Source organism: Pseudomonas sp. GCM10022186, from assembly GCF_042656385.1.
Taxonomy (GTDB): domain Bacteria; phylum Pseudomonadota; class Gammaproteobacteria; order Pseudomonadales; family Pseudomonadaceae; genus Metapseudomonas.
Genome location: NZ_JBHSOU010000044.1, coordinates 378,839 through 402,516 on the forward strand (window position 1 = coordinate 378,839; position 23,678 = coordinate 402,516).

At 66.0% G+C, this 23,678-nt stretch carries 18 protein-coding genes and 1 other RNA gene; 13 read left to right on the forward strand and 6 right to left on the reverse strand.

Features of this window, described 5'->3' with window-relative positions:
• Positions 1 to 9: 9 nt before the first annotated feature.
• The 12 genes from ACFPU0_RS16335 (at position 10) to ACFPU0_RS16390 (ending at position 12,927) form a co-directional block, all read left to right on the forward strand.
• Positions 10 to 549 carry a cupin domain-containing protein gene (locus ACFPU0_RS16335; protein ID WP_377694234.1) on the forward strand — a complete coding sequence of 180 codons (540 nt, stop codon included), beginning with the start codon at positions 10 to 12 and terminating at the stop codon, positions 547 to 549.
• A gap of 402 nt (positions 550 to 951) precedes the next feature.
• Positions 952 to 1,950, forward strand: coding sequence for an AraC family transcriptional regulator (locus ACFPU0_RS16340; RefSeq protein WP_377694236.1), 999 nt, complete (start codon positions 952 to 954; stop codon positions 1,948 to 1,950).
• Between the two features lie 227 nt (positions 1,951 to 2,177).
• On the forward strand, positions 2,178 to 3,512 hold the full coding sequence (locus ACFPU0_RS16345; protein ID WP_377694237.1) for a Rieske 2Fe-2S domain-containing protein: 1,335 nt from the start codon (positions 2,178 to 2,180) through the stop codon (positions 3,510 to 3,512).
• 57 nt (positions 3,513 to 3,569) lie between these two features.
• Positions 3,570 to 4,433: an alpha/beta fold hydrolase gene (locus ACFPU0_RS16350; protein ID WP_377694238.1), complete on the forward strand. Its 864-nt coding sequence runs from the start codon at positions 3,570 to 3,572 to the stop codon at positions 4,431 to 4,433.
• Entirely contained in the window at positions 4,430 to 5,836 is a 1,407-nt protein-coding gene (locus ACFPU0_RS16355) for an amidase (RefSeq protein WP_377694239.1), read from the forward strand. The genes ACFPU0_RS16350 and ACFPU0_RS16355 overlap by 4 nt, the downstream gene beginning before the upstream one ends.
• A 222-nt stretch (positions 5,837 to 6,058) precedes the next feature.
• Positions 6,059 to 7,087, forward strand: coding sequence for an FAD-binding oxidoreductase (locus tag ACFPU0_RS16360; protein ID WP_377694240.1), 1,029 nt, complete (start codon positions 6,059 to 6,061; stop codon positions 7,085 to 7,087).
• A 10-nt stretch (positions 7,088 to 7,097) separates the two neighbouring features.
• A complete protein-coding gene (locus ACFPU0_RS16365) occupies positions 7,098 to 8,420 on the forward strand; it encodes a M20 family metallopeptidase (protein ID WP_377694241.1) in 1,323 nt (440 codons plus the stop codon).
• Positions 8,421 to 8,434: 14 nt separating this feature from the next.
• On the forward strand, positions 8,435 to 9,883 hold the full coding sequence (gene iaaH / locus ACFPU0_RS16370) for an indoleacetamide hydrolase (protein ID WP_377694242.1): 1,449 nt from the start codon (positions 8,435 to 8,437) through the stop codon (positions 9,881 to 9,883).
• Positions 9,884 to 9,900: 17 nt separating this feature from the next.
• Positions 9,901 to 10,659: an SDR family NAD(P)-dependent oxidoreductase gene (locus ACFPU0_RS16375; protein ID WP_377694244.1), complete on the forward strand. Its 759-nt coding sequence runs from the start codon at positions 9,901 to 9,903 to the stop codon at positions 10,657 to 10,659.
• Between the two features lie 35 nt (positions 10,660 to 10,694).
• Positions 10,695 to 11,654, forward strand: a complete 960-nt coding sequence (locus tag ACFPU0_RS16380; RefSeq protein WP_377694245.1) for a VOC family protein — start codon at positions 10,695 to 10,697, stop codon at positions 11,652 to 11,654.
• Entirely contained in the window at positions 11,651 to 12,493 is an 843-nt protein-coding gene (locus ACFPU0_RS16385; RefSeq protein ID WP_377694246.1) for an alpha/beta fold hydrolase, read from the forward strand. Before ACFPU0_RS16380 ends, ACFPU0_RS16385 begins: the two co-directional genes overlap by 4 nt.
• Entirely contained in the window at positions 12,490 to 12,927 is a 438-nt protein-coding gene (locus ACFPU0_RS16390) for a lipocalin-like domain-containing protein (RefSeq protein WP_377694247.1), read from the forward strand. The genes ACFPU0_RS16385 and ACFPU0_RS16390 overlap by 4 nt, the downstream gene beginning before the upstream one ends.
• A 128-nt stretch (positions 12,928 to 13,055) precedes the next feature.
• Here ACFPU0_RS16390 and ssrA read toward each other — a convergent pair.
• Positions 13,056 to 13,430, reverse strand: a transfer-messenger RNA (tmRNA) gene (gene ssrA / locus ACFPU0_RS16395).
• A 234-nt stretch (positions 13,431 to 13,664) separates the two neighbouring features.
• Between ssrA and ACFPU0_RS16400 the strand changes: the two genes are divergently transcribed.
• Positions 13,665 to 16,583, forward strand: coding sequence for an ATP-binding protein (locus ACFPU0_RS16400; protein WP_377694248.1), 2,919 nt, complete (start codon positions 13,665 to 13,667; stop codon positions 16,581 to 16,583).
• Positions 16,584 to 16,659: 76 nt separating this feature from the next.
• Here ACFPU0_RS16400 and ACFPU0_RS16405 read toward each other — a convergent pair whose 3' ends face one another.
• The 5 genes from ACFPU0_RS16405 to ACFPU0_RS16425 form a co-directional block, all read right to left on the reverse strand.
• A complete protein-coding gene (locus ACFPU0_RS16405) occupies positions 16,660 to 16,905 on the reverse strand; it encodes a hypothetical protein (RefSeq protein WP_377694249.1) in 246 nt (81 codons plus the stop codon).
• A 137-nt stretch (positions 16,906 to 17,042) separates the two neighbouring features.
• On the reverse strand, positions 17,043 to 17,321 hold the full coding sequence (locus tag ACFPU0_RS16410; protein WP_377694250.1) for a hypothetical protein: 279 nt from the start codon (positions 17,319 to 17,321) through the stop codon (positions 17,043 to 17,045).
• Between the two features lie 366 nt (positions 17,322 to 17,687).
• Positions 17,688 to 20,501: an FAD-binding and (Fe-S)-binding domain-containing protein gene (locus ACFPU0_RS16415; protein WP_377694251.1), complete on the reverse strand. Its 2,814-nt coding sequence runs from the start codon at positions 20,499 to 20,501 to the stop codon at positions 17,688 to 17,690.
• Positions 20,502 to 20,555: 54 nt separating this feature from the next.
• Positions 20,556 to 21,701: an FMN-dependent L-lactate dehydrogenase LldD gene (lldD, locus tag ACFPU0_RS16420; protein ID WP_377694252.1), complete on the reverse strand. Its 1,146-nt coding sequence runs from the start codon at positions 21,699 to 21,701 to the stop codon at positions 20,556 to 20,558.
• 75 nt (positions 21,702 to 21,776) lie between these two features.
• A complete protein-coding gene (locus ACFPU0_RS16425) occupies positions 21,777 to 23,462 on the reverse strand; it encodes a lactate permease LctP family transporter (RefSeq protein WP_377694254.1) in 1,686 nt (561 codons plus the stop codon).
• Between the last annotated feature and the right edge of the window lie 216 nt (positions 23,463 to 23,678).

The following is a 23,678-nucleotide window of genomic DNA, read 5'->3' on the forward strand; positions in this document are numbered from 1 at the left end:
GGGTTTCCGATGCGCGCCAATTGCGTGGTGACCGGGCATGACGGCGCAGGCCGTTCCCGGATCGTCAGCGCCGGCCCTGTTGCCGGCGACGAATCCTTCGTGCACAGCCCGGGCTTCAGTGCCGCGTTGTTCTGGAAGACCGAGGCCGAGCCTGTAGTGGGCGCTGTCCAGCCCGAACCACTGGCCCGGATCGAGTCGGTTCTGCCGTCGGCCGGCGGTACCTGCGCCATGCTGGTGACCTTCCCGCCGGAGTCGGCAGCTGTGCCTACCCCGGAGCAGCTGCAGGCCGCGGGTGAGGAGATGGCCGCTCGCCTGCCGGGGCTGGCGGAGCTGTTCGAGGCGGATGCCCCCGGCTTCCACCGCAGCGACACCATCGACTACGGCGTGCTCATCGAGGGGCAACTGACCCTGCATCTGGATGATGGCGAGCCGACCCTGCTGAAAGCCGGTGATGTGGTGGTGCAGATGGGTACCCGACACTCATGGCGTAACACGGGTAACACTCCGGCACGCATGATGTTCGTCATGGTCGCCGCCGATCGCCGATAAGCTGGCTGGAAGTCAAGGACAGGGGCGCCTGCGAGGGTGTTCCTGGCAATTTTTTTCGCTACGAATGGGCGCATCCATGACTCAGAGGTCGTGCTGCCGATGTTCGTCGGGAAAAGAGAAAGCAGATAGCGTCCTGGCCCGCTAAATGCTTTATTCGGAAAGGCCCCGGACCTGAATGGGAAACAGGAGTTTGTACAGCGGGGCCGCAGTGGGCACGTGCTCGCCGAAGCGGCGGTTTTATCAAGCCTTGCACTGAACCGGAGCGCCCGTAGGAGGATCGGGAGCCCAGGTCCAGCTAACGACTGCCATAACAAGAATGATCCGGGGAAATGAACCCCGGATCGCATACAGATCGTGAGATAGCCCGGTCGGGTTGCCTTGCCCGGCCGCTGAGGTAGACCAATGGAACAGCTGAGTTTTCGTCCGGTTACTCCACCGGAAGCGGTGCTTGCACGCTACGAAATTTGTCATACCCGCGACCTGGAGGAGGCTCGCCAGATCGGCGAGAAGATCTTCTGCGCGAACCGTCTCTGCAGTGTCGATGGCCGTGGCTCGGTCGATGCCCGCGTCTACTACCGGCGCTTCGGTGGCATCGGCATCGGCCGCATGAGCTATGGCGGTGCCGTCACCATCACGCCGGGCGTGCTCGACACCTTCGCCCTGATTCAGATGCCCATCTATGGCGAGGAGCGGATCGAGCAGGGGCAGAAAAGCGTTCTTAGCAATTCGCGCATGGGCACGGTGATCAACGCCCATACGCCGATCCTGATCAATCACGCGCCGAACACGGAGAAGCTGATCATCCGTGTCGATCGCAGCCTGATCGAGCGACATTGCCAGCAATTGCTCGGTCGTACCTTGCGCAGCAACATCGAGTTCGAGTCGAGCTTGCCGCTGGATACCGAGACCGGCGCGCGCTGGCTGCGCATGGTCGGCTGGGTGTACGACAGCCTGTCGGTGGACGATGAACTGTCGCCACTGCTGACTGCGCAGATGGAGGCCGGCCTGGTCAACCTGCTGCTGACCAATCACCCGCACAGTTATTCGAGCGAACTGTGTTCCGACGGCCCTTCGCTGGCGCCCTCGTTCGTCAAGCGCGTGGAGCGCTACATCGAGGAACACGCCCACGAGCCGATCTCCATCGTCGACATGGCCGAGCATGCGGGCGTCAGCAGCCGCTCCCTGTTCACCGGCTTCCGCCGCTACCGCAACACCTCGCCGATGCTGTACCTGAAGGAAGTTCGCCTGCGCCACGTCAATGAGGAGCTGCAGCGCCTGAGCCCCGGCAGCGACACGGTGACGGCGGTGGCTTTCCGCTGGGGCTTCAGCCACCTCGGGCATTTCACCACCGACTACAAGCGCCGCTTCGGCGAGAGCCCCTCCGAGACGCTTGCCCGCTGATCCGGACGTGCGAAACCACGCCCCGAGGACGAGGCCGACGTTCCGCCACGTGACGGCGTCATGCCTCGAAGGATCTTACGGACAGGGATGTCCACCCTCCGCGTACTTTCTGCGCTACCGGGATAAACCACACAGTCTAGGGAGCGTCAGTCTCGAACTGCCTTTTTAGGATGACTGCAACAGCGCCGCACAGGGCGGCGCCATTCAGTCAGCCAGAGGGATCAACAATGTCCGAGCAGCCCACCATTCGCCGGCGTGTGGTTAAAAGCGGTATCAGCGATGCCCGCACCAACAACGCCAAGACCCAGAGCCAGTACCAGCCCTACAAGGATGCCGCCTGGGGCTTCATCAACCACTGGTACCCGGCGCTGTTCACCCACGAGCTGGCCGAAGACCAGGTCGAAGGCATTCAGATCTGTGGTGTGCCGATCGTGCTGCGTCGGGTCGATGGCAAGGTTTTCGCGCTGAAGGATCAGTGCCTGCACCGTGGCGTGCGCCTGTCCGAGAAGCCGATGTGCTTCAACAAGAGCACCATCTCCTGCTGGTACCACGGCTTCACCTTCGACCTGCAGAGCGGCGAGCTGGTGACCATCATCGCCAACCCGGACGACAAGCTGGTGGGCACCACCGGTATCACCACCTACCCGGTGCATGAGGTCAACGGCATGATCTTCGTCTTCGTGCGTGAAGACGACTTCCCCGACGAGGACGTGCCGCCGCTGTCCCACGACCTGCCGTTCCGTTTCCCGGAAAACAGCGAGCGCTTCCCGCACCCGCTGTGGCCGGCCTCGCCGAGCGTGCTGGACGACAACGCGCAGGTTCGCGGCATGCACCGTACCGGTTATGGCAACTGGCGTATCGCCTGCGAGAACGGCTTCGACAACGCCCACATCCTGGTGCACAAGGACAACGCTATCGTCCATGCGATGGACTGGGTGCTGCCGCTGGGCATCCTGCCGGCCGCCGACGACTGCATCAGCGTGATCGAGGACGAGAACGGTCCGAAGGGCCTGATGCAATGGCTGTTCACCGACAAATGGCTGCCGATCCTGGAGAACGAGACCCTGGGCCTCAAGGTGGAAGGCCTCAAGGGCCGCCATTACCGCACCTCGGTGGTCCTGCCGGGCGTGCTGATGGTGGAAAACTGGCCGGAAGAGCACGTGGTGCAATACGAGTGGTACGTGCCGATCACCGACGATACCCACGAGTACTGGGAAATCCTGGTGCGCGTGTGCCCGACCGAGGAAGACGTCAAGAAGTTCGACTACCGCTACAAGTACATGTACGAGCCGCTGTGCCTGCACGGCTTCAACGACTGCGACCTGTACGCCCGCGAAGCCATGCAGAACTTCTACTCCGACGGCACCGGCTGGGACAACGAGCAGCTGGTGGCCACCGATGTGTCGCCGATCACCTGGCGCAAGATGGCCTCGCGCTGGAACCGCGGCATCGCCAAGCCGGGACGCGGCGTGGCCGGCGCGCTCAAGGACACCAGCCTGATCTTCAAGGACACCGCCGACGGCCATCGCCCGGGCTACAGGGTCCGCAAGATCGAAGACTGATGCCCACCCGGCCTGCGCTCCCCATGGAGCGCTGGCTTTCCGCTTTCTGGAGCCTGTATGTCGCCTATCTCTCCCGGCGCGAGCCGGTTCGTCTTGGTCGATGGCGTGCGCCTGCACTATCGGGTCCTGGGGCAGGATGACCGGCATCTGCCGGTCATCTTCACCCACGGAGGCGGCCCGGGCAGTACCGCCTGGAGCAACTTCCGCCTGAGCGCGGCAGCCTTCGCCGCCGGTCGGCAATGCTATTTCCTCGATTTCGCCCAGTTCGGCGGCTCCGACATGGTGCCGGTGGACGGGCCGCTGTTCACCTGGCATGCGCGCAAGCTGCTGGGGTTCATGGATGCGCTGGGCATCGTCCGTGCCCATCTGGTCAACCAGTCCTTCGGCGGCGGGGTGGCGCTGCGTCTGGCGGCGGAGCATCCGCAGCGGGTCGGCCGGTTGATCGCGATCGGCGCGCAGCCGGTCGATCAGGGGGCGCTGGCGCCTCTGCCGCTGTTCAGCAAGCACGCCGCCAACCTGATGAGCGATTACTACCTGGCGGGCGACGGCCCCAGCCTGGAAAAGATGCGGGTGCTGCTGCAGCGCTACGAGCTGCACGACGACAGCCGGCTGGAGGAGGAGACCCTGCGCCTGCGCTTCGAGGCCAGCGACAACCCTGGTTTCATCCGCTTGCTGCGCACCCCGGGGGCTTTTGGCGAGTGGGAAAACCTGCTGCCGCTGCTGCACCAGGTGCAGGCGCCGACCCTGCTGTGCTGGGGATTGCACGACTGGTTCGGCAGCGTGGACGTGCCGATGCTGATGCTCAACCGCCTGCGCGACGGCTATCTGCACGTATTCGGCAACGCCGCGCACCACCTGCAGAGCGAATGCCCGGACGAATTCAACCGTCTGGCCCTGGGATTCATCGGAGTCGATCAATGAGCCTGTCCAGCGATCTCCACTACCTGGAAATGCATGAACTGTCGCGGCTGATCCGCAGTCGCAAGATCTCCCCTGTCGAGGTGGCCGAGGCCCAGTTGGCGCGGATCGAGGCGCTGGATGGCACGCTGCGCAGCTATGCCCGGGTCACACCCGGGCTGGCCCGGGCGCAGGCCCGCGAAGCCGAGCAGGCGTTGGCCAGGGGTATCTGCCACAGCCCCCTGCATGGCATCCCCGTGGCCTTCAAGGATCTGTTCGACACCGCCGGAGTGGTCACCGCCGCCGGCATGCCGTTGCACGCCGACCGCGTACCGCAGCAGGACGCCACGGTGGTGGCCCGCCTGCGCGAAGCCGGGACGGTGATGCTCGGCAAGCTGCAGATGACCGAGGGCGCCTTCGCCATCAACCATCCGAGCATCGCGCCGCCGGTCAATCCCTGGGGCGCCGATCACTGGACCGGCGCTTCGTCCAGCGGCTGCGGCGTGGCCACGGCGGCGGGGCTGTGCTACGCCTCGCTGGGCAGCGACACCGGCGGCTCGATCCGCTTTCCCTGCGCGGCCAACGGCCTGACCGGGCTCAAGCCGACCTGGGGCCGGGTCAGTCGCTTCGGCGCCTTCGAGATGGCCGCCAGCCTGGATCATGTCGGGCCGATCACCCGCAGTGCCCGCGATACGTTGTTCCTGCTGTCGACCATCGCCGGCCACGACCCGCTCGACCCTACCTCGCAGCCCAGTGTTTGCCTGGAGGTGCCGGGTGTCGACGACAGCTTCCGCGGTCTGCGCGTCGGCATCGACGAAGGCTGGCTCAGCGACGGCGTCGACCCGGTGATCCAGCAGGCCCTGCAACAGGTCATGCGGATGATCCACGAGGGCGGCGGCCAGTTGCGCAGCGTACGAATGCCGGATACCCGCGCGGTGAGCGGCAACTGGGAGGCGCACTGCGGCGTGCAGACCGCCGTGGCGCACGCCGGCACCTATCCGCAGCGTGCCGCCGAGTACGGCCCGGCGCTGAGTCGCCTGATCGACGGCGGCCGCGCCCTGAGCGGCATGGACTACCAGCGCATCCTGCTTGCGGCACAGCGCTTCAGCGGCGAAGTGGATGCCCTGTTGCACGAGCTGGACGTGGTGCTGGCGCCGGTGCAGCCCTATGCCGCGCCGACCCACGGGCAACTGGCCGACCTGGCGCTGGACCCGGAGGCCAACCGCCGGCTGATCCAGTTCACCGCACCGTTCAATGTCAGTGGCCATCCCTGCCTCGGCCTGCCGCTCGGGTTGACCGAGGCCGGCCTGCCTATCGGTGGCCAGTTCATTGCCCGCAAGGGCGGCGAGGCGGTGCTGTGCCGTGCCGGCATGGCCGTGCAGAAGCTCAGCGACTGGCATCGCCTGCGTCCGCCGGCGTTCGCCTGAAACCTGGGCGAAGCGCCGCTTTTCGTAGGGTCGATCCACCCTCGCCACATTCGCCCACTCAACTAATTGCACTCCCGGGATAGCCGCGTGACCCAATGGAGCGCGATGCCCGGCTCGCCCTTCCTAACATCGGGGCAAGGCCAGGCCCTGCCGCAGCGCTCACAGATGCGTTGCGGCCTGTCCGGCGCACCCCGCACGTTCTTTGTTTCGGTGGATCCAGCCATGAATGAACAACTGCACCAAATCACCCTGAACTTCTCCGATGGCGTCAGCCGTACCTTTGGCGTCGCCCCGGGCGGCAATATCCTGGATGCCGCGCTCGCCTCCGAGATGCCGGTGCTCTACCAGTGCCGTTCCGGTGGCTGCTCCAGCTGCATCTGCAATCTGGCCGAAGGCGAGGCGGTCACCCAGCCCGGCGCCAGCACCTCGCTGCTGGGCAGCGAGTACCAGGCGGGGCAGCGCCTGTTGTGCGTCTCCCAGGCCAATTCCGACTGCACCTTCAACCTCGGTTACGGCAGCGAAGTGGGGGCCGGCGCCGCCCATGAGGTGCACGCCTTCGTCGATTCGGTCGAGCGCATCGCCAGCAATGTCATGCGCGTGACCCTGGAGCTGGCCGACGGCGAGTGGATGGAGTTTCTCCCCGGCCAGTTCATGCAGATCGTGGTGCCGGGCCTGGGCGTGCTGCGCAGCTATTCGCCGTCGAGCACCCAGGCCATCCTGCCGAAGATGGAGTTCCTGATCCGCCTGCTGCCGGGCGGCGCCATGTCCGGCTTCCTGGAAAACCAGGTCGAGGTGGACCAGGTGCTGACCTTGAGTGGGCCCTATGGCGCCTTTTTCCTGCGCGAGGAACACAAGCGCGCGCCGCACATATTCGTGGCCGGCGGCACCGGCCTGGCACCGATCCTGTCGATGATCGACACCCTGCGCCAGGGCGGTGGGCGCAAACCGCCGATGCTGCTCAGCTTCGGCTGCGCGGTGCCCGAGGCGCTGTTCTCCCTGGATGACATCGAGCTGCGCAAGCAGTGGCTGCCGACCCTGGAGGCGCGCATCTGCGTCGACCGTGGAGCCACCGAGGGGCTGCACCTGGGCAGCCCGGTCAGCGCGTTGCGTGAAGGCGACGTCACCGGCCCGGACACCGTGGCCTACCTGTGCGGCCCGCAACCGATGATCGACGCGGCGACAAAGCGCCTGATCGAGCTGGGTATGCGGGCGGAGAACATCTTCGCCGAACAGTTCGTCGCCAGCCATTGAGGAGCCGCCCATGAAGCCCACGACTTCGCTGCCGTTCAGCCCCGAGCAGAGCCAGTGGTACGAGCAGGCTCGCGCCCGCCTCGATCCACAGCGCCTGCAAAGGCTGTTGTTCGAGCTGACCAATATCCATAGCCCCACCGGCGCCGCTCGCGAGGCCAGCGAGTTCATGAGCCGGCACCTGCAGGGCATCGGCATGCAGGCCCGCTACTACCCGATGAACGAGATCACCGGCAATGCGCTGGGCGAGTTCAAGGGCAGTGGCGGCGGTGCCAGCGTGCTGCTGTACGCGCCTATCGACACCCACCTCGACCGCACGCCGGGCGAGGAAGTCCTCACCGGCGACGGCCAGGAGGCCGACCTGCAGCCCTTCGCGCAGAGGGTCGACGACTGGGTGTTCGGCCTGGGCTCGTCCAACCCCAAGGGCATGATCGCCACCCTCACCGAAGTGGCCACCGCGCTGATCGAGTCCGGCGTGCCGCTCAAGGGCGACCTGCTGCTCGGCGTGGCCGACGGCGGCATGCCGGTGGACATCGGGGCGCGCAACGCCGGCATGTCCAATGGCGTGATCCACATGCTCAACCGCGGCATGTACCCGGACTTCGCCATCATCATGAAGCCGTGGAACTGGGTCTATCACGAGGAGCCGGGCATGGCCTGGTTCAAGCTCAAGGTCAAGGGCACCCTGGGCTATGCCGGCGTGCCGCACGACATCCCGGGCTTCCGCAGCTCGGTGGTGCCGGCGGCCACGGTGATCCAGGAGCTGCAGCAGTGGATCCTCGACTACACCGAGCGCAACACCAGCGGCGTGATCCAGCCCCATGGCTGGATCGCCGGCGTGCGCGGCGGCCAGGTCGAGCGCCCGGCCTTCCCCAGCGCGGTGACCGAGATCTTCTTCGACGTGCGGGTCAATCCGCGGGTCAGCCCGGCCAGCGTCAAGGCGCAGTTCGCCGAGTTCGTCGCCGACCTCGAGGCGCGTTTCCCCGAGCTGGACCTGGAGTGGGAACAGTACGGCTCCGTGCCGGGCGGCAGTACCGACCCGGAGAACTGGATCATCCAGTCGTGCAAGCGTGGCTGGGAGTTCATCGAGCAGCGCCCCCACGGCACGCCCGACATGCTCGCCGGGCAGACCGACGGCGCCGCGCTGCGCCGTTACGGCGTGCCGACCGCGCGCATCGGCTGGCCGTGGCCGGCGACCGGCGCACCACTGCCGGTGGCCGAGGGCCTGGGCGGCATGGGCGCCACCTATATCCCCGACCTGATGCCCTGCGCCGAGAAGATCCTCTACGCCCTGATCGACACCTTGAGCCGCCCGCGTAGCGAGCTGGGCCTGTGAGCGGAGACGCTGCCATGAACATGTTTGCATCTTTCTCCCGTCAGGTACTCAGCGACCTGACCATCGCCGAAGCCCAGGCGGCGTTCCGTGATGGTGTGCTGACCAGCGAAGAGCTGGTGCGGGCGTGCCTGGAGCGCATCGACGAGGGGCGCGCGCTGAACATCTTCGTCACCGTCGACGCCGAGGGCGCCCTGGCCGCGGCGCGCGCCGCGGATGCCGCGCGTGCGCGCGGCGAGCCGCAAAAGGCGCTGTCCGGCATTCCGCTGGTGGTCAAGGACAACATCCATAGCGTCGGCCTGCCGTGCACCGCCGGTTCGCCCGCCTTCGCAGGCTTCCTGCCGAGCGAGGACGCGCCCGCGGTGCGCAAGCTGCGCGAAGCCGGGGCGATCATCCTCGGCAAGACCAACATGCACGAGCTGGCCTTTGGCGCCACCGGCTACAACGGCGCCTACAACACCGGCCCGGACGTGGGCGTGCGCAACCCCTACGACAGCACCCGCATCGCCGGCGGCTCCTCCTCCGGCAGCGCCGCGGCGCTGGGCGCGCGCATGGCCCTGGCGGCGCTGGGCACCGATACCGGCGGCTCGCTGCGTATTCCGCCGGCGCTCAACGGTTGCGCCTCGCTGCGTCCGAGCCAGGGCCGTTACAGCGACCGTGGGGTGATTCCGATTGCCCGCAGCCGCGATACCGTCGGCCCGATGGGCTTGTGCATGGCGGATGTGGCGCTGCTCGATGGCCTGGTGACCGACGACCACGGCCTGCCGCCGGTGCAGCTGCGGCAGCTGCGCCTTGGCGTGCCCGCCGAGTGCTGGGCCAGCCTCGACGAGGATGTGCGCGAGCGTGCCGAGGCTGCGCTGGAAACCCTCGAGCGGCATGGCGTGACGCTGGTGCCGATCGAGGACGCCGGCCTGCTCGAGCTCAACGAGCCGGTGGGTTTCCCGGTGGTGATCTTCGAGGCCTATGACTGCATGGTCGAGTACCTGCGTGAATACGGCCACGCCATGACTATCGAGGATGTCGCACAGAAGCTGCACAGCCCCGACGTGCGCGCCATCTACGAACACTGGGTGCTGCCGCGCAAGATGCCGGCCGGCGACGCCCTGGTGGACGTCAGACCGATCTACCAGGCGGCCCGTGACACTGGCCGTGAGGCCCTGCGCGAGCGTTACCAGGATCTGTTCGAAATCCATGCCCTCGACGCGCTGATCTTCCCGACCACCTGCGTGGTCGCGCCGCTGGCCGGCGAGGACGTCAACCTGCCGAGCAACTTCGAGGCGCTGATCCGGAACACCGAGCCAGGTGCCAGCGCTGGGCTGCCGGGCATCCAGCTACCCATCGGCCTGGGCAGTCGCAGCGGCCTGCCGGTGGGCATCGAGCTCGATGGCCCGGCCTTCGCCGACCGCCGCCTGCTGGCCATCGGCCTGGTACTGGAAAGCCTGTTCGGCCGTATCGGCCCCGCCTGAGTCAAGGAAAAGCGAGCATGAGCATGCAAACGAATTGGCGTGACAAAGTCATCCTGGTCACCGGCGGGGCCAGTGGCATGGGCCGCGACGTGGTGCTGAGCCTGGTACGCGAAGGCGCGCGGGTGGTGATCGGCAATCGCAATCCCGAGGCCGGCCGGGCGCTGCTCGATCAGATCCTCGGCGAGGGCGGCCAGGCGCTGTTTCGCGCCACCGATGTCTCGCGTGCCGGGGATTGCGCTGCGCTGGTGGACCTGGCCATGCAGCGCTACGGACGCCTGGATGGCGCCTTCAACAATGCCGGCCTGCAGCGCGACTTCAACCCGATTCACGCCACCCCCGACGAGGACCTGAGCGAGGTCATCGACATCAACCTCAAGGGCATCCTGTACATGATGAAGTACGAGGCGGCCGCGATGCTGCAAAGCGGCGGCGGCGCCATCGTCAACAACGCCTCGATCTTCGGCCTCAAGGCCATGCCGGACACCGCGTACTACGTGGCGTCCAAACACGGCATCGTCGGTGCCACCCGCGCGGTGGCGCTCGATTACGCACGGCAGGGCATTCGCGTCAACGCCATCTGTCCCGGCCCGATCAAGACGCCGAGCTACGACCGCGTCACCGGCGGCGACGACCACATGTATGACGCCGGCGTGCCGATGCACCGCATCGGCCAGGCGCAGGAAGTCACCCGCGCCGTGCTTTGGCTGCTGTCCGAACAGGCCTCGTACGTCACTGGCACCACGCTGTCGGTCGACGGCGGCATGTCGGCGCAGTGATGCCTGCCCCGGATTGCCCACAGGAGAACCCGTAAATGGTTAACGCATTGAGTTATGTGGTGGTCGAGACCCCGCATCTGCAGGCCTGGATCGACCAGGCCCGCGATCACGTCGGCCTGCAGGTCGAGGTGGTCGAACCGCAGGCGTGCGTGCGTTTGCGCGCCGACGAGAAGATCCAGCGTCTGCTGGTGACCGCGGTGGACGGCGAGGCGAGCATGGGCATGGGCTTCGAAGTGGGCAGCGCCGAGGAACACGCGCGGCTGCGCCAGGCGCTGGAGGCCGCCGGCTACGCCGCCACCGACGGCAGCGCCGAGGAAATCTCCCGGCGCGGCGTGGCGGCCATGTACCACTTCCGCGACCCGGACGGTGTGCGTATCGAGGTCTGCCATGGCCTGGGCGATGCGGCCAGCCCGTTCGTACCGGGCCGTCCGCTGGGCGGCTTCCGCACCGGCGACCTGGGGCTGGGGCACGTCGCCCTGATCACCGAACACTTCGATGAACTGAGCCACCTGTACCGCAACATCCTTGGCCTCAAGGTCAGCGATCACACCCGGGCGCCGTTCCGTGTCGAGTTCCTGCACTGCAACCCGCGCCACCACACCATCGGCCTGGCCCACACCGGCGGGCCGGCGAAGATCTATCACCTGATGCTCGAATACAACGACTTCGACGACGTCGGCCGTGCCTACGACATGGCCCTGGAAAAGCCCGAGAGCATCGGCGTCACCCTGGGGCGGCACATCAATGACCACGTCACCTCCTTCTACCTGAAGAACCCCGACGGCTGGATGTTCGAGCTGGGCTGGGCGGCACGCACCATCGGCCCGGACTGGCAGGTCGAGGAGCTGCAGGGCATGAGCCTGTGGGGCCACGACCGTACCTGGCTGCCCGATCACAAGCGCGAAGAGGCGCGGCAAATTCTCAAGCGACTGGCGGCTGAAGGCGTGCGCGCACCGGTCGTCACCCCTTCACAAACCGCCAGGGCCAAACAATGACCACTTCCCCGGAAATCTCCAACAGCCTCCAAATCGGCGAATGCACGCTCAACTATCACGACCAGGGTGAGGGCGACGTCATCCTGCTGATCCACGGTTCCGGTCCCGGAGTCACCGCCTGGGCCAACTGGCGCGGGGTGATTCCAGTCCTGTCCCGGCGGGCCCGCATCATCGCCCCGGACATGCTTGGCTTCGGCTACACCAGCTGCCCGGCTGAATGGCAGCTGACTCCGGCCTTGTGGGTCGACTCGCTGGTAAAGCTGCTCGATACGCTGGATATCGACCAGGTCTCGATGGTCGGCAACTCCTTCGGCGGTGCCATCGCCCTGGCCTTTGCCAGGGCGCATCCGACGCGGGTCAAGCGCCTGGTGCTGATGGGCGCGGCCGGCCTGTCGTTCCCCATCACCGAGGGCCTGGAGAAGGTCTGGGGTTATCAGCCATCGCTGCAGGCGATGCGCGAGCTGATGGAGGTGTTTGCCTACGATCACGGCCTGATCAATGACGACCTGGTGCGCATGCGCTACGAGGCGAGCATCCGCGACGATGTGCAGGCGCGCTTCTCCCAGCTGTTCCCTGCGCCACGCCAGCAAGGCGTGGAAATGCTCGCGATGACCGAAGAAGCGCTGCGCGGCCTGGAACACCCGACCTTGCTGATTCATGGTCGCGACGACCGGGTGATTCCGCTGGAAGTGTCCGAGCGCATGCTGCGGCTGATCCCCCATGCGCAACTGCACGTGTTCGGCGAGTGCGGCCACTGGGTGCAGATCGAGCGCGCCCAGGCATTCGCCGGGCTGCTGATGGACTTCTTCGACCTTGAACAACAGGAGACGCGGGCATGAACCGTGAAAGCATTAAGGGACGCTGGCAGATCCTTTCCTGGGAGCAGGCCTACGACGATGGCCGCCTGGTCCATCCCATGGGCACCGAACTGGAAGGGTTCATCGAATACGGTGACCACGGCATGTTCTGCGTGATCGCCAGGCAGGGCCGTGAACCCCTGGAAGGCGGCCAGTGGTCCGCCAGCGCCGCCGAAAAGGCGAAGGCCTACGACGGCTACCTGACCTACGCCGGCGACTACGACATCGAGAACGGCGTGATCCAACACCACGTGCGCCACAGCCTGTTCCCGAACTGGGAAGGCGGCACCCAGAAGCGTGTGGCCCTCTTCAATGGCGACACCCTGGAGCTGACTGCACGCCTGGAGGAGGGGACGGCGGAGGCGCGCACCGCACGGCTGCGCTGGAAACGAGCCGTGATCGGCGGCGGGGCCTGAGACGTCGCGCTTGGTCAGGAGGCGGGCTGGTTGTTCAGTGCTTTGCAATGGCACGGACTGAGGGGCGATTTAGCGGTCCCAATGAAAAAGCCCCTGAAGATTTATTGGTCTTCAGGGGCTTTGGGTTTTGGTGGAGCCGGGGGGATTTGAACCCCCGTCCGCCAGCTCTCCGCTTTCGGGACTACATGCTTAGCCAAGTCTACTGAGTTAGCTCTTTGCGGCCCGACTGGCAGGGTGCTCAGAGCGAGCTGTATAAGTTTTAGCCGTTACGTCTACAGCGAACTTGGCGGCGATCCTGTTCTATCTGACAGTCATTTTGGGTTTACAGGCATCCCCTTATGACTGCTGGCAGCCGAAGCCGCCAGAAGGGTTAGGCCGCGAGGGCCGCCCCGTAGTTGTCGTCGTTGGCAACTAATAGTTTGCAGCAGCTAATTTACGAGGTCTGCTACCAGCTCGGCATGCCCCTAGAGTTTTGTTACCGGCGTCGAATCCTAATCGGCCCCAAGAACTGCAAGGGTGTACAACGGGGCCGATTCTACGGCATAAGGCAGGCAGCGTCGACCTCGCTTTTTACCTGAGCTCCGTACGAGCCATGTCCGTACAGCGGTGATGCTGCATTGATATCAGTCCTTGCCTGACCGTCGCTCGACGACGTCGCGTACAGAACCTAACGTGATGGGTGCTTGCTATATGATTGCAGGCTATTGTCAGGAAGACCTTTGAGCCGAGACGTCGCCATGCCGCGTTCTGCCCGAACTCCCCTGCGCCAGTGGATCTGGCGTGCCTTCGTACAGAGTGCCCTGATCCCGCTGATTCTGGTCGAATCGGTGCTGATCACGGCTTATCTGCTGACCAACAGTGCGATCCGCGACGCGCAGGTGGACTACCTGCAGCAGAGCGCGCTGGAGGACCTGAGCAGTGCCGTGGTGCGCGAGGGCAAGGTCATCGACATGCGCCTGCAGGGCATCGAGGTGCCCACCCGGCTGTTCCGCGACGCCGTGGGCAGGGCGATCCAGGACAAGAGCTTCAAGCCGGACGAACTGGAGCGCCAGCGCCATGTGCTGAGTTCCGATGGGGTCTACTACACCCGCAGCGACGATGGTCGCGCCGCCTCCTTCTATGCCAGCAGCACGCCGGTGGAGCGCCAGGACCACGAGAAGGCGCTGCGCCTGTCCCAGGTCGACCCGCTGATGCGCTCCATTCGCGAGTCCAACCCGCTGGTGGCGGCGGTCTACTTCAACAGTTGGGACAGCTACAACCGCATCTATCCCTTCTTCATGACGCCCGAGCAGTATCCCCATGACATGGTGATACCCAACTACAACTTCTATTACCTCGCCGACGCCAAGCACAACCCGCAACGCAAGACCGTCTGGACCGATGTCTACCTGGACCCGGCCGGCCTCGGCTGGATGATGTCGGCGATCACCCCGGTGTATCGCGGCGATTTCCTCGAAGGGGTGGTGGGCCTGGATATCACCGTGGGGCAGATGCTCGGCGAGATCGGCAGCCTCAAGGTGCCGTGGCAGGGCTACGCGATGCTGGTGAGCCGCGATCACAGCATCATGGCGCTGCCGGAAGCGGGCGAACGGGATTTCGGCCTGCGTGAGCTGACCCGGTTCTCCTACGATGAGGCAGTGCGCCGCGAGGTGCTCAAGCCCGAGGACTTCAACCTGGCCCGCCATCGCGAGATGCAGCCGCTGCTGGAGGCCATGGCCGCCGGCAAGGGCAATGTGCAGGAGGTGGAACTGGGCGGACGCAAGCAACTGGTGGCCTGGAGCGAGATCCCGCAGACCGGCTGGCGCCTGATGATGGTGGTGGACGAGGCCGACATCTTCAGGGAGACCAATCGCCTTGCCGAGCGTTACCAGCAGATCGGCTACCTGCTGATTGCCGGGCTGGGCTTCTTCTATGCGCTGTTCTTCGCCTGGATGTGGTCGCGCTCGCGGCGCCTCAGCGGCGAACTGGCCACCCCCATGGCCGGCATCATGGGCATGATGAAACGCATCGGCCAAGGCGATTTCCGCCCGCCGGCGCCCAGCAGTCGCATCGCCGAGCTGCAGGCGCTGGCCGAGGCGGTGCAGCTCAGTGGCGCGCAGCTGCAGGCCAGCGAGGAAGAACGGCTCGAGGCCCGGCGCAACCTCGACCTGGTGCTGGAAAGCACCACGGAAAGCCTCTGGGAAGTGGATGCCATCACCCTGACGATGAAAATGAGCGGGCGCTTCGTCAAACGCTTCGGGCTGCGCAGCGACAGCATCACCTTCGCCGAATTCAGCGAGCGGGTGCACCCGGACGATGTGGAGCGCGTGCGCCGCCTGCGCATGCTGTTCTCGGTCAGCGACCAGGACAACTTCGACGCGGAATACCGTTTCGCCGATGTCGAGGGCCGCTACGCCTGGCTGCTCAGCCGCGGCAAGGTGCTGGAGCGCGATTCCGACGGCCGTGCCTTGCGCGTGGCGGGCACCCATGTGGACATCACCCGGCTCAAGCAGGTGGAAGAGGAACTGCGCGTGGCCAGTCGCGAGGCCCAGGCGGCGAGCCAGGCCAAGAGCCGTTTCCTCTCCAGCATGAGTCACGAGCTGCGTACGCCGCTCAATGCCATCAACGGCTTCGCCCAGTTGATCGCCCTCGAAGCGGAGGGGCAGGAAGACCGCAAGGTGGAGGGCGACTATGCCCAGGAGATCGTCAATGCCAGCCGTCATCTCACCTCGCTGGTGGATGACATTCTCGACCTGTCGAGCATCGAGAACCGCCGGCAGAAGCTGCAGCTCAAGCCGGTGGACATCGGCCCGTTGCTGGCCAGCTGCGCCGAGCTGATCCAGCCCGAACTCCAGGCTCGCCAGCTGCAGCTGCAGAAGATGCCGCCGCCGACGCCGCCGCTGCAAGTGATGGCGGATGCCCGGCGCCTGCGCCAGGTGATACTGAACCTGCTGTCCAATGCGGTGAAGTACAACAGCCCGCAGGGCATGGTGAGCATGGGCTACGAGGTGCGCCCGGCCGCTGTGCGCCTCTGGGTGGCCGACAGCGGTCCGGGGCTCAGCCAGGAGCAGCAGGCCATGCTGTTCCAGCCCTTCCAGCGGCTGGGGCGGGAGAATTCCACCATCCCGGGTACCGGTATCGGCCTGGTGTTGTGCCGCGAGCTGGCGGAGTTGATGGGTGGTGAAATGGGTTTCAGCAGCGCGCCGGACATCGGCAGCCGCTTCTGGATCGACCTGCCCAGCGTCGATGCATTGGAGGACTTCGAGCCCCCCGCGCCGGCCAAGCCGGACGTGGAAGAGTCGCCGACTCTGCCGACTGTGCTCTGTGTCGAGGACCATCCGGCCTGCCTGAAGGTGCTGCAGGAAGGCCTGCGGGACATGGCCGAGGTGCGTGGCGCAGGATCGGTGGGCAAGGCGCTGGGGCTGCTGGCGGACGTAACACCGGCCCTGCTGTTGCTGGACCTCGACCTGCCCGACGGTGATGGCCTGGATGTGCTGGACTTCGTGCGTTCCAGCCCGCGTCTGGCGATCACGCCGGTGCTGGTGGTGAGTGCCGCGGTGGATGAGAAACTGCTGGCCGAGGCCCGCCGGCGTGGTGCCGACGCTTGCCTGAGCAAGCCGGTGGACTTGAAGCAGGTGCGCCGGATGGCGCTTTCCCTGCTCGGCCAGGAGGCGTGAGGGCAAGATCGGCCGTGCCTCGGCGGTGCTGCGGGTAGTCAGCCTCGCTCCAGCTCGCCCGATCTTGAGCGGCTCCTTATTCGCTGGATTGCAGCAGGTTCAGTGCCTCACCCAGCACCTTCTCGGACTCGGCATGATCGCCGGAGTTGTGCAGCTCCTCGCCTTCGGCACGCAGCTTCTTCACTTGCTCGAGTACGGCAGAGTCGGCTGGGGGATCGCTCTTCAGGATTGCATCGATTTTCGCCATGTCCGCGGGGCAGCGCGAAGCGAGAATCGGGACGCTGAGCAGGGCGGCGGCGAGGAAAACGACGGTACGGCGCATATCGAACCTCCTTTTCGGGTTGACCGCTGAGCAGTATAGGAAAGCTCCGGGCCTGTGCTGGGGCACATGGTCCTGGTGAGAGCGGGGCCGCAATGCGGCCCCTGACGAATCAGTTCGCTCCCGTGGTTTCTTCAGCGTCAGGTGGACTCGCCACCATTGCCACCGGTGTTGGGTTGTTGCAGGCGTTGCAGGGCCAGGCTGCTGGCATTGATGCAGGCTTCGGTGTCACCGGTCTGCTGGGCTTGTTCGGCCTTCATGCGCAGGTCCTGGACTTCCTGACGCAGCGGCTCGGCTATGGTGGTGTTGGTAGCCAGCGCGTCGGTGAGTTTCTGCAGGTTGATCGCGCACAGGTCGTCGGCGGCGAACAGCGGAGAGGCCAGCAGGGCGGTGGTGATGAACAGGGCTGTGCGTTTCATGGGGAAGTCTCCTCCCGATTCTTTCGGCACTAGGGGCCTTTGCGTGCGAGACGGATAAGCCATGGCCTGATGCCGGGCTTATTGGGGTGGACTGCCCTGTTTGCGGAGGGGTTCAGGTTATTTGTTCCAGTGGCGGGGAATGGAGTCCCTGTGGGAGATCCCATGCCAATCGGCGCGTAGGGTGAAAATCCCTCTGGGGATTTCCACCATTGGTGTCTTGCATCGCCTCGCTGGTGGATAGAAAAGCGCTATCCACCCTGCACGGCTGGCTAGAACGACGGAGCTGACCAGGTAGGGTGCACCGTGCGCACCAAGGGTTGAGCGAGGCGCAGGGGCTGATCCCGCAATCGGTGCGCGTGGCACACCCTACAGACCTGCACGGGGACGGGTGACGCGGTCCACCAGGTAGACCAGCCCGTGATAGTCGATGCCGCTGTGCTGGGTCAGGCCGATCTCGCAGGTACGGCTGGTGGATATGCCTTCGTCGCAGATCTGCACCGCATCCTTCAGCGAGCGCAGCGAGTGGGCGTTCAGCTCCGGGGTGGTGAAGCCCTTGTCGCCGGCGAAACCGCAGCAGTGGATGCCTTCCGGGATCACCACCTCGCGGGCGCAGCGCCGGACGATATCGATCAGCCCCTGGGCCTCGCCCAGGTGCTGGGTGCTGCAGGTGACGTGGATGGCCACCGGCTTGTCCTGCGGGATGAATTCCAGGCGCTCCAGCAGATGGCTGCGAATGAAACGCACCGGGTCGAACAGTTGCAGCCGCGAGTCCAGGCCGTCCTGCACCAGGCGCAGGGTGCAGGGGCTGGTGTCGCAGTAGATGGGGTCGAGGCCGCCGCGGCTGGCGGCGAGCAGGGCGTCCACCAATTCGCGGCGCTTGGCTTCGGCCTGTTCGGCGTAGCCCTTGGAAGCGAAGGGCTGGCCGCAGCAGAGACTGTCCAGGTTCTCCGGGAACACCACCTGGTAGCCGGCCTTTTCCAGCAGCATGCGGGTCTTGTCGATCAGCGGCACCTGTTCGCGGTCGCCGGCGGCGGGCCCCATGGCGCGGGAGACGCAGGCGGCCAGGTAGACCACGCGCGGGCGATCGTCAGCAGTGGGCGGTGTGAAGTGGATGGGCGCCACGGCCTGGGGCAGGGCGGGCGTCCATTGCGGCAGGCGGTTGCCGGAGAGCTGGCGCAGGGCGCCGGAGGTCTTCTCCAGCAACGGCGCGCCCAGTACCTTGCGAGCACCATTGGCGACTCGCAGGGTCAGGCGCGCGCCCTTGAGCGCAGTGGCGAAGTGACCGGCGAACCAGTCGGCGCTGCCTGCGTGGTGGGCGTCCCGGGCACGCAGCTTGCGCACCAGGTCGCCGGTGTTGATGCCCACCGGGCAGCGCTGGGCGCAGAGGCCGGTGGCGGCACAGGTGTCGATGCCCTGGTACTGGTAGGCCCGCTCCAGGTCGCTGGTGTCGATACCGGCCCTTTGCCTGGCCTGGATATCTCGCCAGATCACGATGCGCTGGCGCGGGCTGAGGGTCAGGCCCTTGGAGGGGCAGACGGGCTCGCAGAAGCCGCACTCGATGCACTTGTCGACGATCTCATCGGCGGCGGGCAGTGGTTTCAAGTGCTTGAGGTGGATTTCGCAGTCTTCGCTGAGGATCACATCCGGGTTGAGGATGCCGCGCGGGTCCAGCAGGCGCTTGATCTGCCACATCAGCTGGTAGGCGTCGCTGCCCCATTCCAGTTCGACGAAGGGCGCCATGTTGCGCCCGGTGCCGTGCTCGGCTTTCAGCGAGCCGCCGAACTCGACCGCCACCAGTTGCGCCACGTCCTGCATGAAGGCTTCGTAGCGGGCCACCTGCTCGGTCTGCTCGAAGCCCTGGGTGAAGACGAAGTGCAGGTTCCCTTCCAGCGCATGGCCGAAAATGATCGCTTCGTCGTAGCCGTGCTTGTCGAACAGCGCCAGCAGGCGGTTGACGCCTTCGGCCAGTTGCTCGATGGGGAAGGTGACGTCTTCGATGATCACCGTGGTGCCGGTCTGGCGCACCGCGCCGACGGCGGGGAAGGTGTCCTTGCGGATTTTCCACAGCAGGTTGTAGACCGTCGGGTCTTCGCTGAAGTCGACCTTCTGCTCCAGGGGGAAGTGGGCGATGGAGGCCATGATCTGCGCCAGTTGCTCGTGCAGCAGGCTCTGGCTGGCGGCGCGGGACTCGATCAGCAGGGCACAGGCGTTGGCCGACAGGCCTTTTACCCACTCGGGCATGCCGGGCTTGCCCTGGACCGAGCGCAGGCTGCGGCGGTCCAGCAGTTCCACCGCCGACACCGGCTGGCTCTTCAGCAGCGTCACGGCGTTGCAGCAGCTTTCCACATCGGGGAAGACGATCAGCGCGCTGGCCTTGTGCGGGTGGTCGGGCACGGTGTCGTAGGTCACCGCGCTGATGAAACCGAGGGTGCCTTCGGAGCCCACCAGCAGGTGGCTGAGGATGTCCAGCGGCTCGTCGAAGTCCACCAGGGCATTGAGGGACAGGCCGGTGGTGTTCTTCAGGCGGTACTTGTGGCGGATCCTGGCGGCCAGCTCGGTGTTGGCGCGGGTCTGCCGGCCCAGCTCAGCCAGTTCGGCCAGCAGCGGGCCGTGGCTGATGCGAAAGCGCGCGACGCTGTCGGGGTCTTCCGTGTCCAGCAGGGTGCCGTCGGCCAGCACCAGGCGCAGGCCGGCGAGGGTGTGGTAGCTGTTCTGGGCGGTGCCGCAGCACATGCCGCTGGCGTTGTTGGCGACGATTCCGCCGATCTTGCAGGCGTTGATGGAGGCCGGGTCGGGGCCGATCTTGCGGCCGAAGGGGGCCAGCCAGGCGTTGGCCTGGGCGCCGATGACGCCGGGCTGCAGGCGAATCTGTTCGCCGCTGCGGCGGATGTCGCGGCCGTTCCAGTTGTCACCCAGCACCAGCAGCACCGAGTCGCTGATGGCCTGGCCGGAGAGGCTGGTGCCGGCGGCGCGGAAAGTCACCGGCACCAGCTCGGCGTGGGCGGCCTTGAGCAGGGCGATGACTTCCGTCTCGCTCTCGACGCGGATCACCAGTTTGGGAATCAACCGGTAGAAGCTGGCGTCGGTGCCGAAGGCCAGGGTGGACAGCGGATCGTCGAAGCGCCGCTCCCGGGGGATCAGGCGCTCGACGGTATTTACGAAGGGGATCGGCAGGCTCATGCGGTGTCCCGTCTGTTGTTGCGGGCCGCGGGCGGCCCGCCGGGTGATTTCGGGTCAGCGACCGAGTTCGCGTACCAGCGAATCGGCGTTGATCTCGCTGATGGATTTTGCGCCGGTCAGCACCATGGCGACGCGCATTTCCTTCTCGATCAGGTCCAGCAGGTTGCTCACGCCCGCGCCACCGGCGGCGGCCAGGGCGTAGACGAAGGCGCGGCCGAGCATCACGGTGTCGGCGCCGAGGGCCAGCATGCGCACCACGTCCAGGCCGGTGCGGATGCCGGAGTCGGCGAGGATCTTGATGTCGCCCTTCACCGCGTCGGCAATGGCCGGCAGGGCGCGAGCGCTGGAGAGCACGCCGTCGAGTTGGCGGCCGCCGTGGTTGGAAACGACTATGCCGTCGGCGCCGAACTTGACCGCGTCCCTGGCGTCTTCGGGGTCGAGGATGCCCTTGATCACCATGGGGCCTTCCCAGAAGTCGCGGATCCACTCCAGGTCCTTCCAGGAAATCGACGGGTCGAAGTTGGCGCCCAGCCAGCCGATGTAGTCGGCCAGGCCCGTGGGGTTGCCGCGGTAGGTGGAGATGTTGCCCAGGTCATGGGGCTTGCCCAGCAGGCCCACGTCCCAGGCCCAGGCCGGGTGGGTCATGGCTTGCAGTACGCGGCGCAGCGGCGCGTTGGCACCGCTCATGCCGGAATGGGCGTCGCGGTAACGGGCACCGGGCACCGGCATGTCGACGGTGAACACCAGGGTAGTCACGCCGGCGGCCTTGGCCCGTTCCAGGGCGTTCTTCATGAAACCGCGGTCCTTCAGCACATAGAGCTGGAACCACATGGGCCGGTTGATGGCCGGCGCCACCTCCTCGATCGGGCAGACCGACACGGTGGACAGGGTGAAGGGAATGCCCTTGGCCGCCGCCGCCTTGGCCGCCTGCACTTCGCCACGGCGGGCGTACATGCCGGTCAGGCCCACCGGCGCCAGCGCCACCGGCATGGACAGGGTTTCGCCGAACAGCCTGGTCTCCAGGCTCAGCTCGGACATGTTCCGCAGCACGCGCTGGCGCAGGGCGATGCTGGCCAGGTCCTCGACGTTGCGGCGCAGGGTGTACTCGGCATAGGCGCCGCCATCGATGTAGTGGAACAGGAAGGGCGGAAGCTTGCGCTGCGCGGCGGCGCGGTAGTCGGTGGAGGCGGAGATGATCATGAATTCGATCCGATTCAGGGCTTCAGGGCAGTGAAAAGGAACCGGGCTGCGCCTGCGCGCCGCCCGGAAGCGCCATTAGTGAACCAGCATGCCGGTGAACACGTAGGCCTGGGCCAGGGTGATCAGGCCGACCATGGCGGCGAAGAGCAGGCTGTGCTTCAGGGTGAAGCGGAACAGGTCGGATTCCTTGCCGACCATGCCGGTGGCGGCGCAGGCCACGGCGATGGACTGCGGCGAGATCATCTTGCCGGTTACGCCACCGCTGGTGTTGGCCGCGACCAGCAGGGTGTCGTTGACGCCGATCTGGTGCGCGGTGGTGGATTGCAGCGAACCGAACAGGGCGTTGGAAGAGGTGTCCGAGCCAGTCAGGAATACGCCCAGCCAGCCGAGGAACGGCGAGAAGAACGGGAAGGCCGCACCGGTGCCGGCCAGCACCAGCGCCAGGGTGGTGGACATGCCGGAGAAGTTGGTGACGAAGGCGAAGGCCAGCACCATGCCGATGGACAGGATCGGCCACTTCAGCTCGACGAAGGTCTCTTTCAGAGTGGTCAGACCAGTTTTAAGGTGGATCGACAGGATGACCATGGAGATCAGCGCCGAGAGGAAGATCGCGGTGCCGGTGGCCGATACCGGGTCGAACTTGTAGACGGCGGGGATGGCCGTTGCGGTGGCGACGATGGGAGCGCCTTTCATCACCAGCTGGTCCAGGTGCGGGATGGCGAACAGGAAGACGAACTGCTCCAGTGCACCTCCCGGGGCGAACATGGCCTTGAAGGGCTTGAGGGTCCAGATGGTCACCAGGACGGTCAGTACCAGGAAGGGCGACCAGGCCTTGAGGATCTCGCCGAAGCTGTAGGGCGAAGGGGTGGTGCTGCGCGGGCCGCCGAAGCCGCCCAGCACCGCCGCGCCACCGGACACGCCGACCACTTCGCGATCCTCGGCGCGCTTGGGCTGCCAGACCTTGAGGAACAGGGTCAGGGACACCAGGCTCACCAGGGCGGAGGTGATGTCGGGCAGTTCCGGGCCGATGAAGTTGGAGGTGAAGTACTGGGTGATCGCGAAGCTGGCGCCGGCCACCAGGGCCGCCGGCCAGGTTTCCTTGATGCCGCGCCAGCCGTCCATCATGGCCACCAGCCAGAAGGGCACGATGATCGACAGCAGCGGCAGCTGGCGGCCGGTCATGGCGCCGATCTTGAAGGCGTCGATGCCGGTGACCTGGCCGGCCACGATGATCGGGATGCCCAGGGCGCCGAAGGCCACCGGCGCGGTGTTGGCGATCAGGCACAGGCCCGCGGCGTAGAGGGGGTTGAAGCCCAGGCCCACGAGCAGGGCGGCGGTGATCGCCACCGGGGCGCCGAAGCCCGCCGCACCTTCGAGGAAGGCGCCGAAGGAGAAGCCGATCAGCAGCACCTGCAGACGCTGGTCGTCGGTGATGGACAGCACCGAGCTGCGGATCACCTCGAACTGGCCGCTCTTGACCGTGAGTTTGTAGAGGAATACCGCAGCGACGATGATCCAGGCGATGGGCCAGAGGCCGTAGGCGAAGCCGTAGCCAGCGGCAGCAAAGGCCATGTCGGCGGGCATCTGGAAGGCGAAGATCGCGACGGCGATCGACAGTGCCAGGGTGATGCTGCCGGCGATGTGGCCTTTCATGCGGAACACGGCCAGGGCCAGGAAGAAGAACACGATGGGGATGAGTGCGGCGAGCGCCGACAGCCCGAGGCTGCCAAGGGGGGTATAGAGCTGCTGCCAGGTTTGCATCTTGGGGTGGCTCCCTAATTGTTTTTGGAGTGCCTGTAAGCCGGACCGGGCAAAGGACCGTTGTGCTCGTGGCACAGCGGCAGGCGTAGACCGAGTCGGCGCTGCTTGTCGGCTAAATTGGTAATACCAATTTACAAAACCGACGGCTCAGGGTAAAAGCAGGGCTATCCTTGTGTCAATTTGCCGCGTTGCGACTTTGGTCGAGCGGCGGATGGA

Coding starts and splice junctions, on each gene's coding strand:
- ACFPU0_RS16385 (WP_377694246.1), top strand. CDS start 11,651: ATGACCACTTCCCCGGAAATCTCCAACAGCCTCCAAATCGGCGAATGC.
- ACFPU0_RS16425 (WP_377694254.1), bottom strand. CDS start 23,462: ATGCAAACCTGGCAGCAGCTCTATACCCCCCTTGGCAGCCTCGGGCTG.
- ACFPU0_RS16415 (WP_377694251.1), bottom strand. CDS start 20,501: ATGAGCCTGCCGATCCCCTTCGTAAATACCGTCGAGCGCCTGATCCCC.
- ACFPU0_RS16400 (WP_377694248.1), top strand. CDS start 13,665: ATGCCGCGTTCTGCCCGAACTCCCCTGCGCCAGTGGATCTGGCGTGCC.
- ACFPU0_RS16365 (WP_377694241.1), top strand. CDS start 7,098: ATGAAGCCCACGACTTCGCTGCCGTTCAGCCCCGAGCAGAGCCAGTGG.
- ACFPU0_RS16355 (WP_377694239.1), top strand. CDS start 4,430: ATGAGCCTGTCCAGCGATCTCCACTACCTGGAAATGCATGAACTGTCG.
- lldD (WP_377694252.1), bottom strand. CDS start 21,701: ATGATCATCTCCGCCTCCACCGACTACCGCGCCGCCGCGCAGCGCAAG.
- ACFPU0_RS16340 (WP_377694236.1), top strand. CDS start 952: ATGGAACAGCTGAGTTTTCGTCCGGTTACTCCACCGGAAGCGGTGCTT.
- ACFPU0_RS16350 (WP_377694238.1), top strand. CDS start 3,570: ATGTCGCCTATCTCTCCCGGCGCGAGCCGGTTCGTCTTGGTCGATGGC.
- ACFPU0_RS16410 (WP_377694250.1), bottom strand. CDS start 17,321: ATGAAACGCACAGCCCTGTTCATCACCACCGCCCTGCTGGCCTCTCCG.
- ACFPU0_RS16390 (WP_377694247.1), top strand. CDS start 12,490: ATGAACCGTGAAAGCATTAAGGGACGCTGGCAGATCCTTTCCTGGGAG.
- iaaH (WP_377694242.1), top strand. CDS start 8,435: ATGAACATGTTTGCATCTTTCTCCCGTCAGGTACTCAGCGACCTGACC.
- ACFPU0_RS16360 (WP_377694240.1), top strand. CDS start 6,059: ATGAATGAACAACTGCACCAAATCACCCTGAACTTCTCCGATGGCGTC.
- ACFPU0_RS16380 (WP_377694245.1), top strand. CDS start 10,695: ATGGTTAACGCATTGAGTTATGTGGTGGTCGAGACCCCGCATCTGCAG.
- ACFPU0_RS16335 (WP_377694234.1), top strand. CDS start 10: ATGCGCGCCAATTGCGTGGTGACCGGGCATGACGGCGCAGGCCGTTCC.
- ACFPU0_RS16375 (WP_377694244.1), top strand. CDS start 9,901: ATGAGCATGCAAACGAATTGGCGTGACAAAGTCATCCTGGTCACCGGC.
- ACFPU0_RS16345 (WP_377694237.1), top strand. CDS start 2,178: ATGTCCGAGCAGCCCACCATTCGCCGGCGTGTGGTTAAAAGCGGTATC.
- ACFPU0_RS16405 (WP_377694249.1), bottom strand. CDS start 16,905: ATGCGCCGTACCGTCGTTTTCCTCGCCGCCGCCCTGCTCAGCGTCCCG.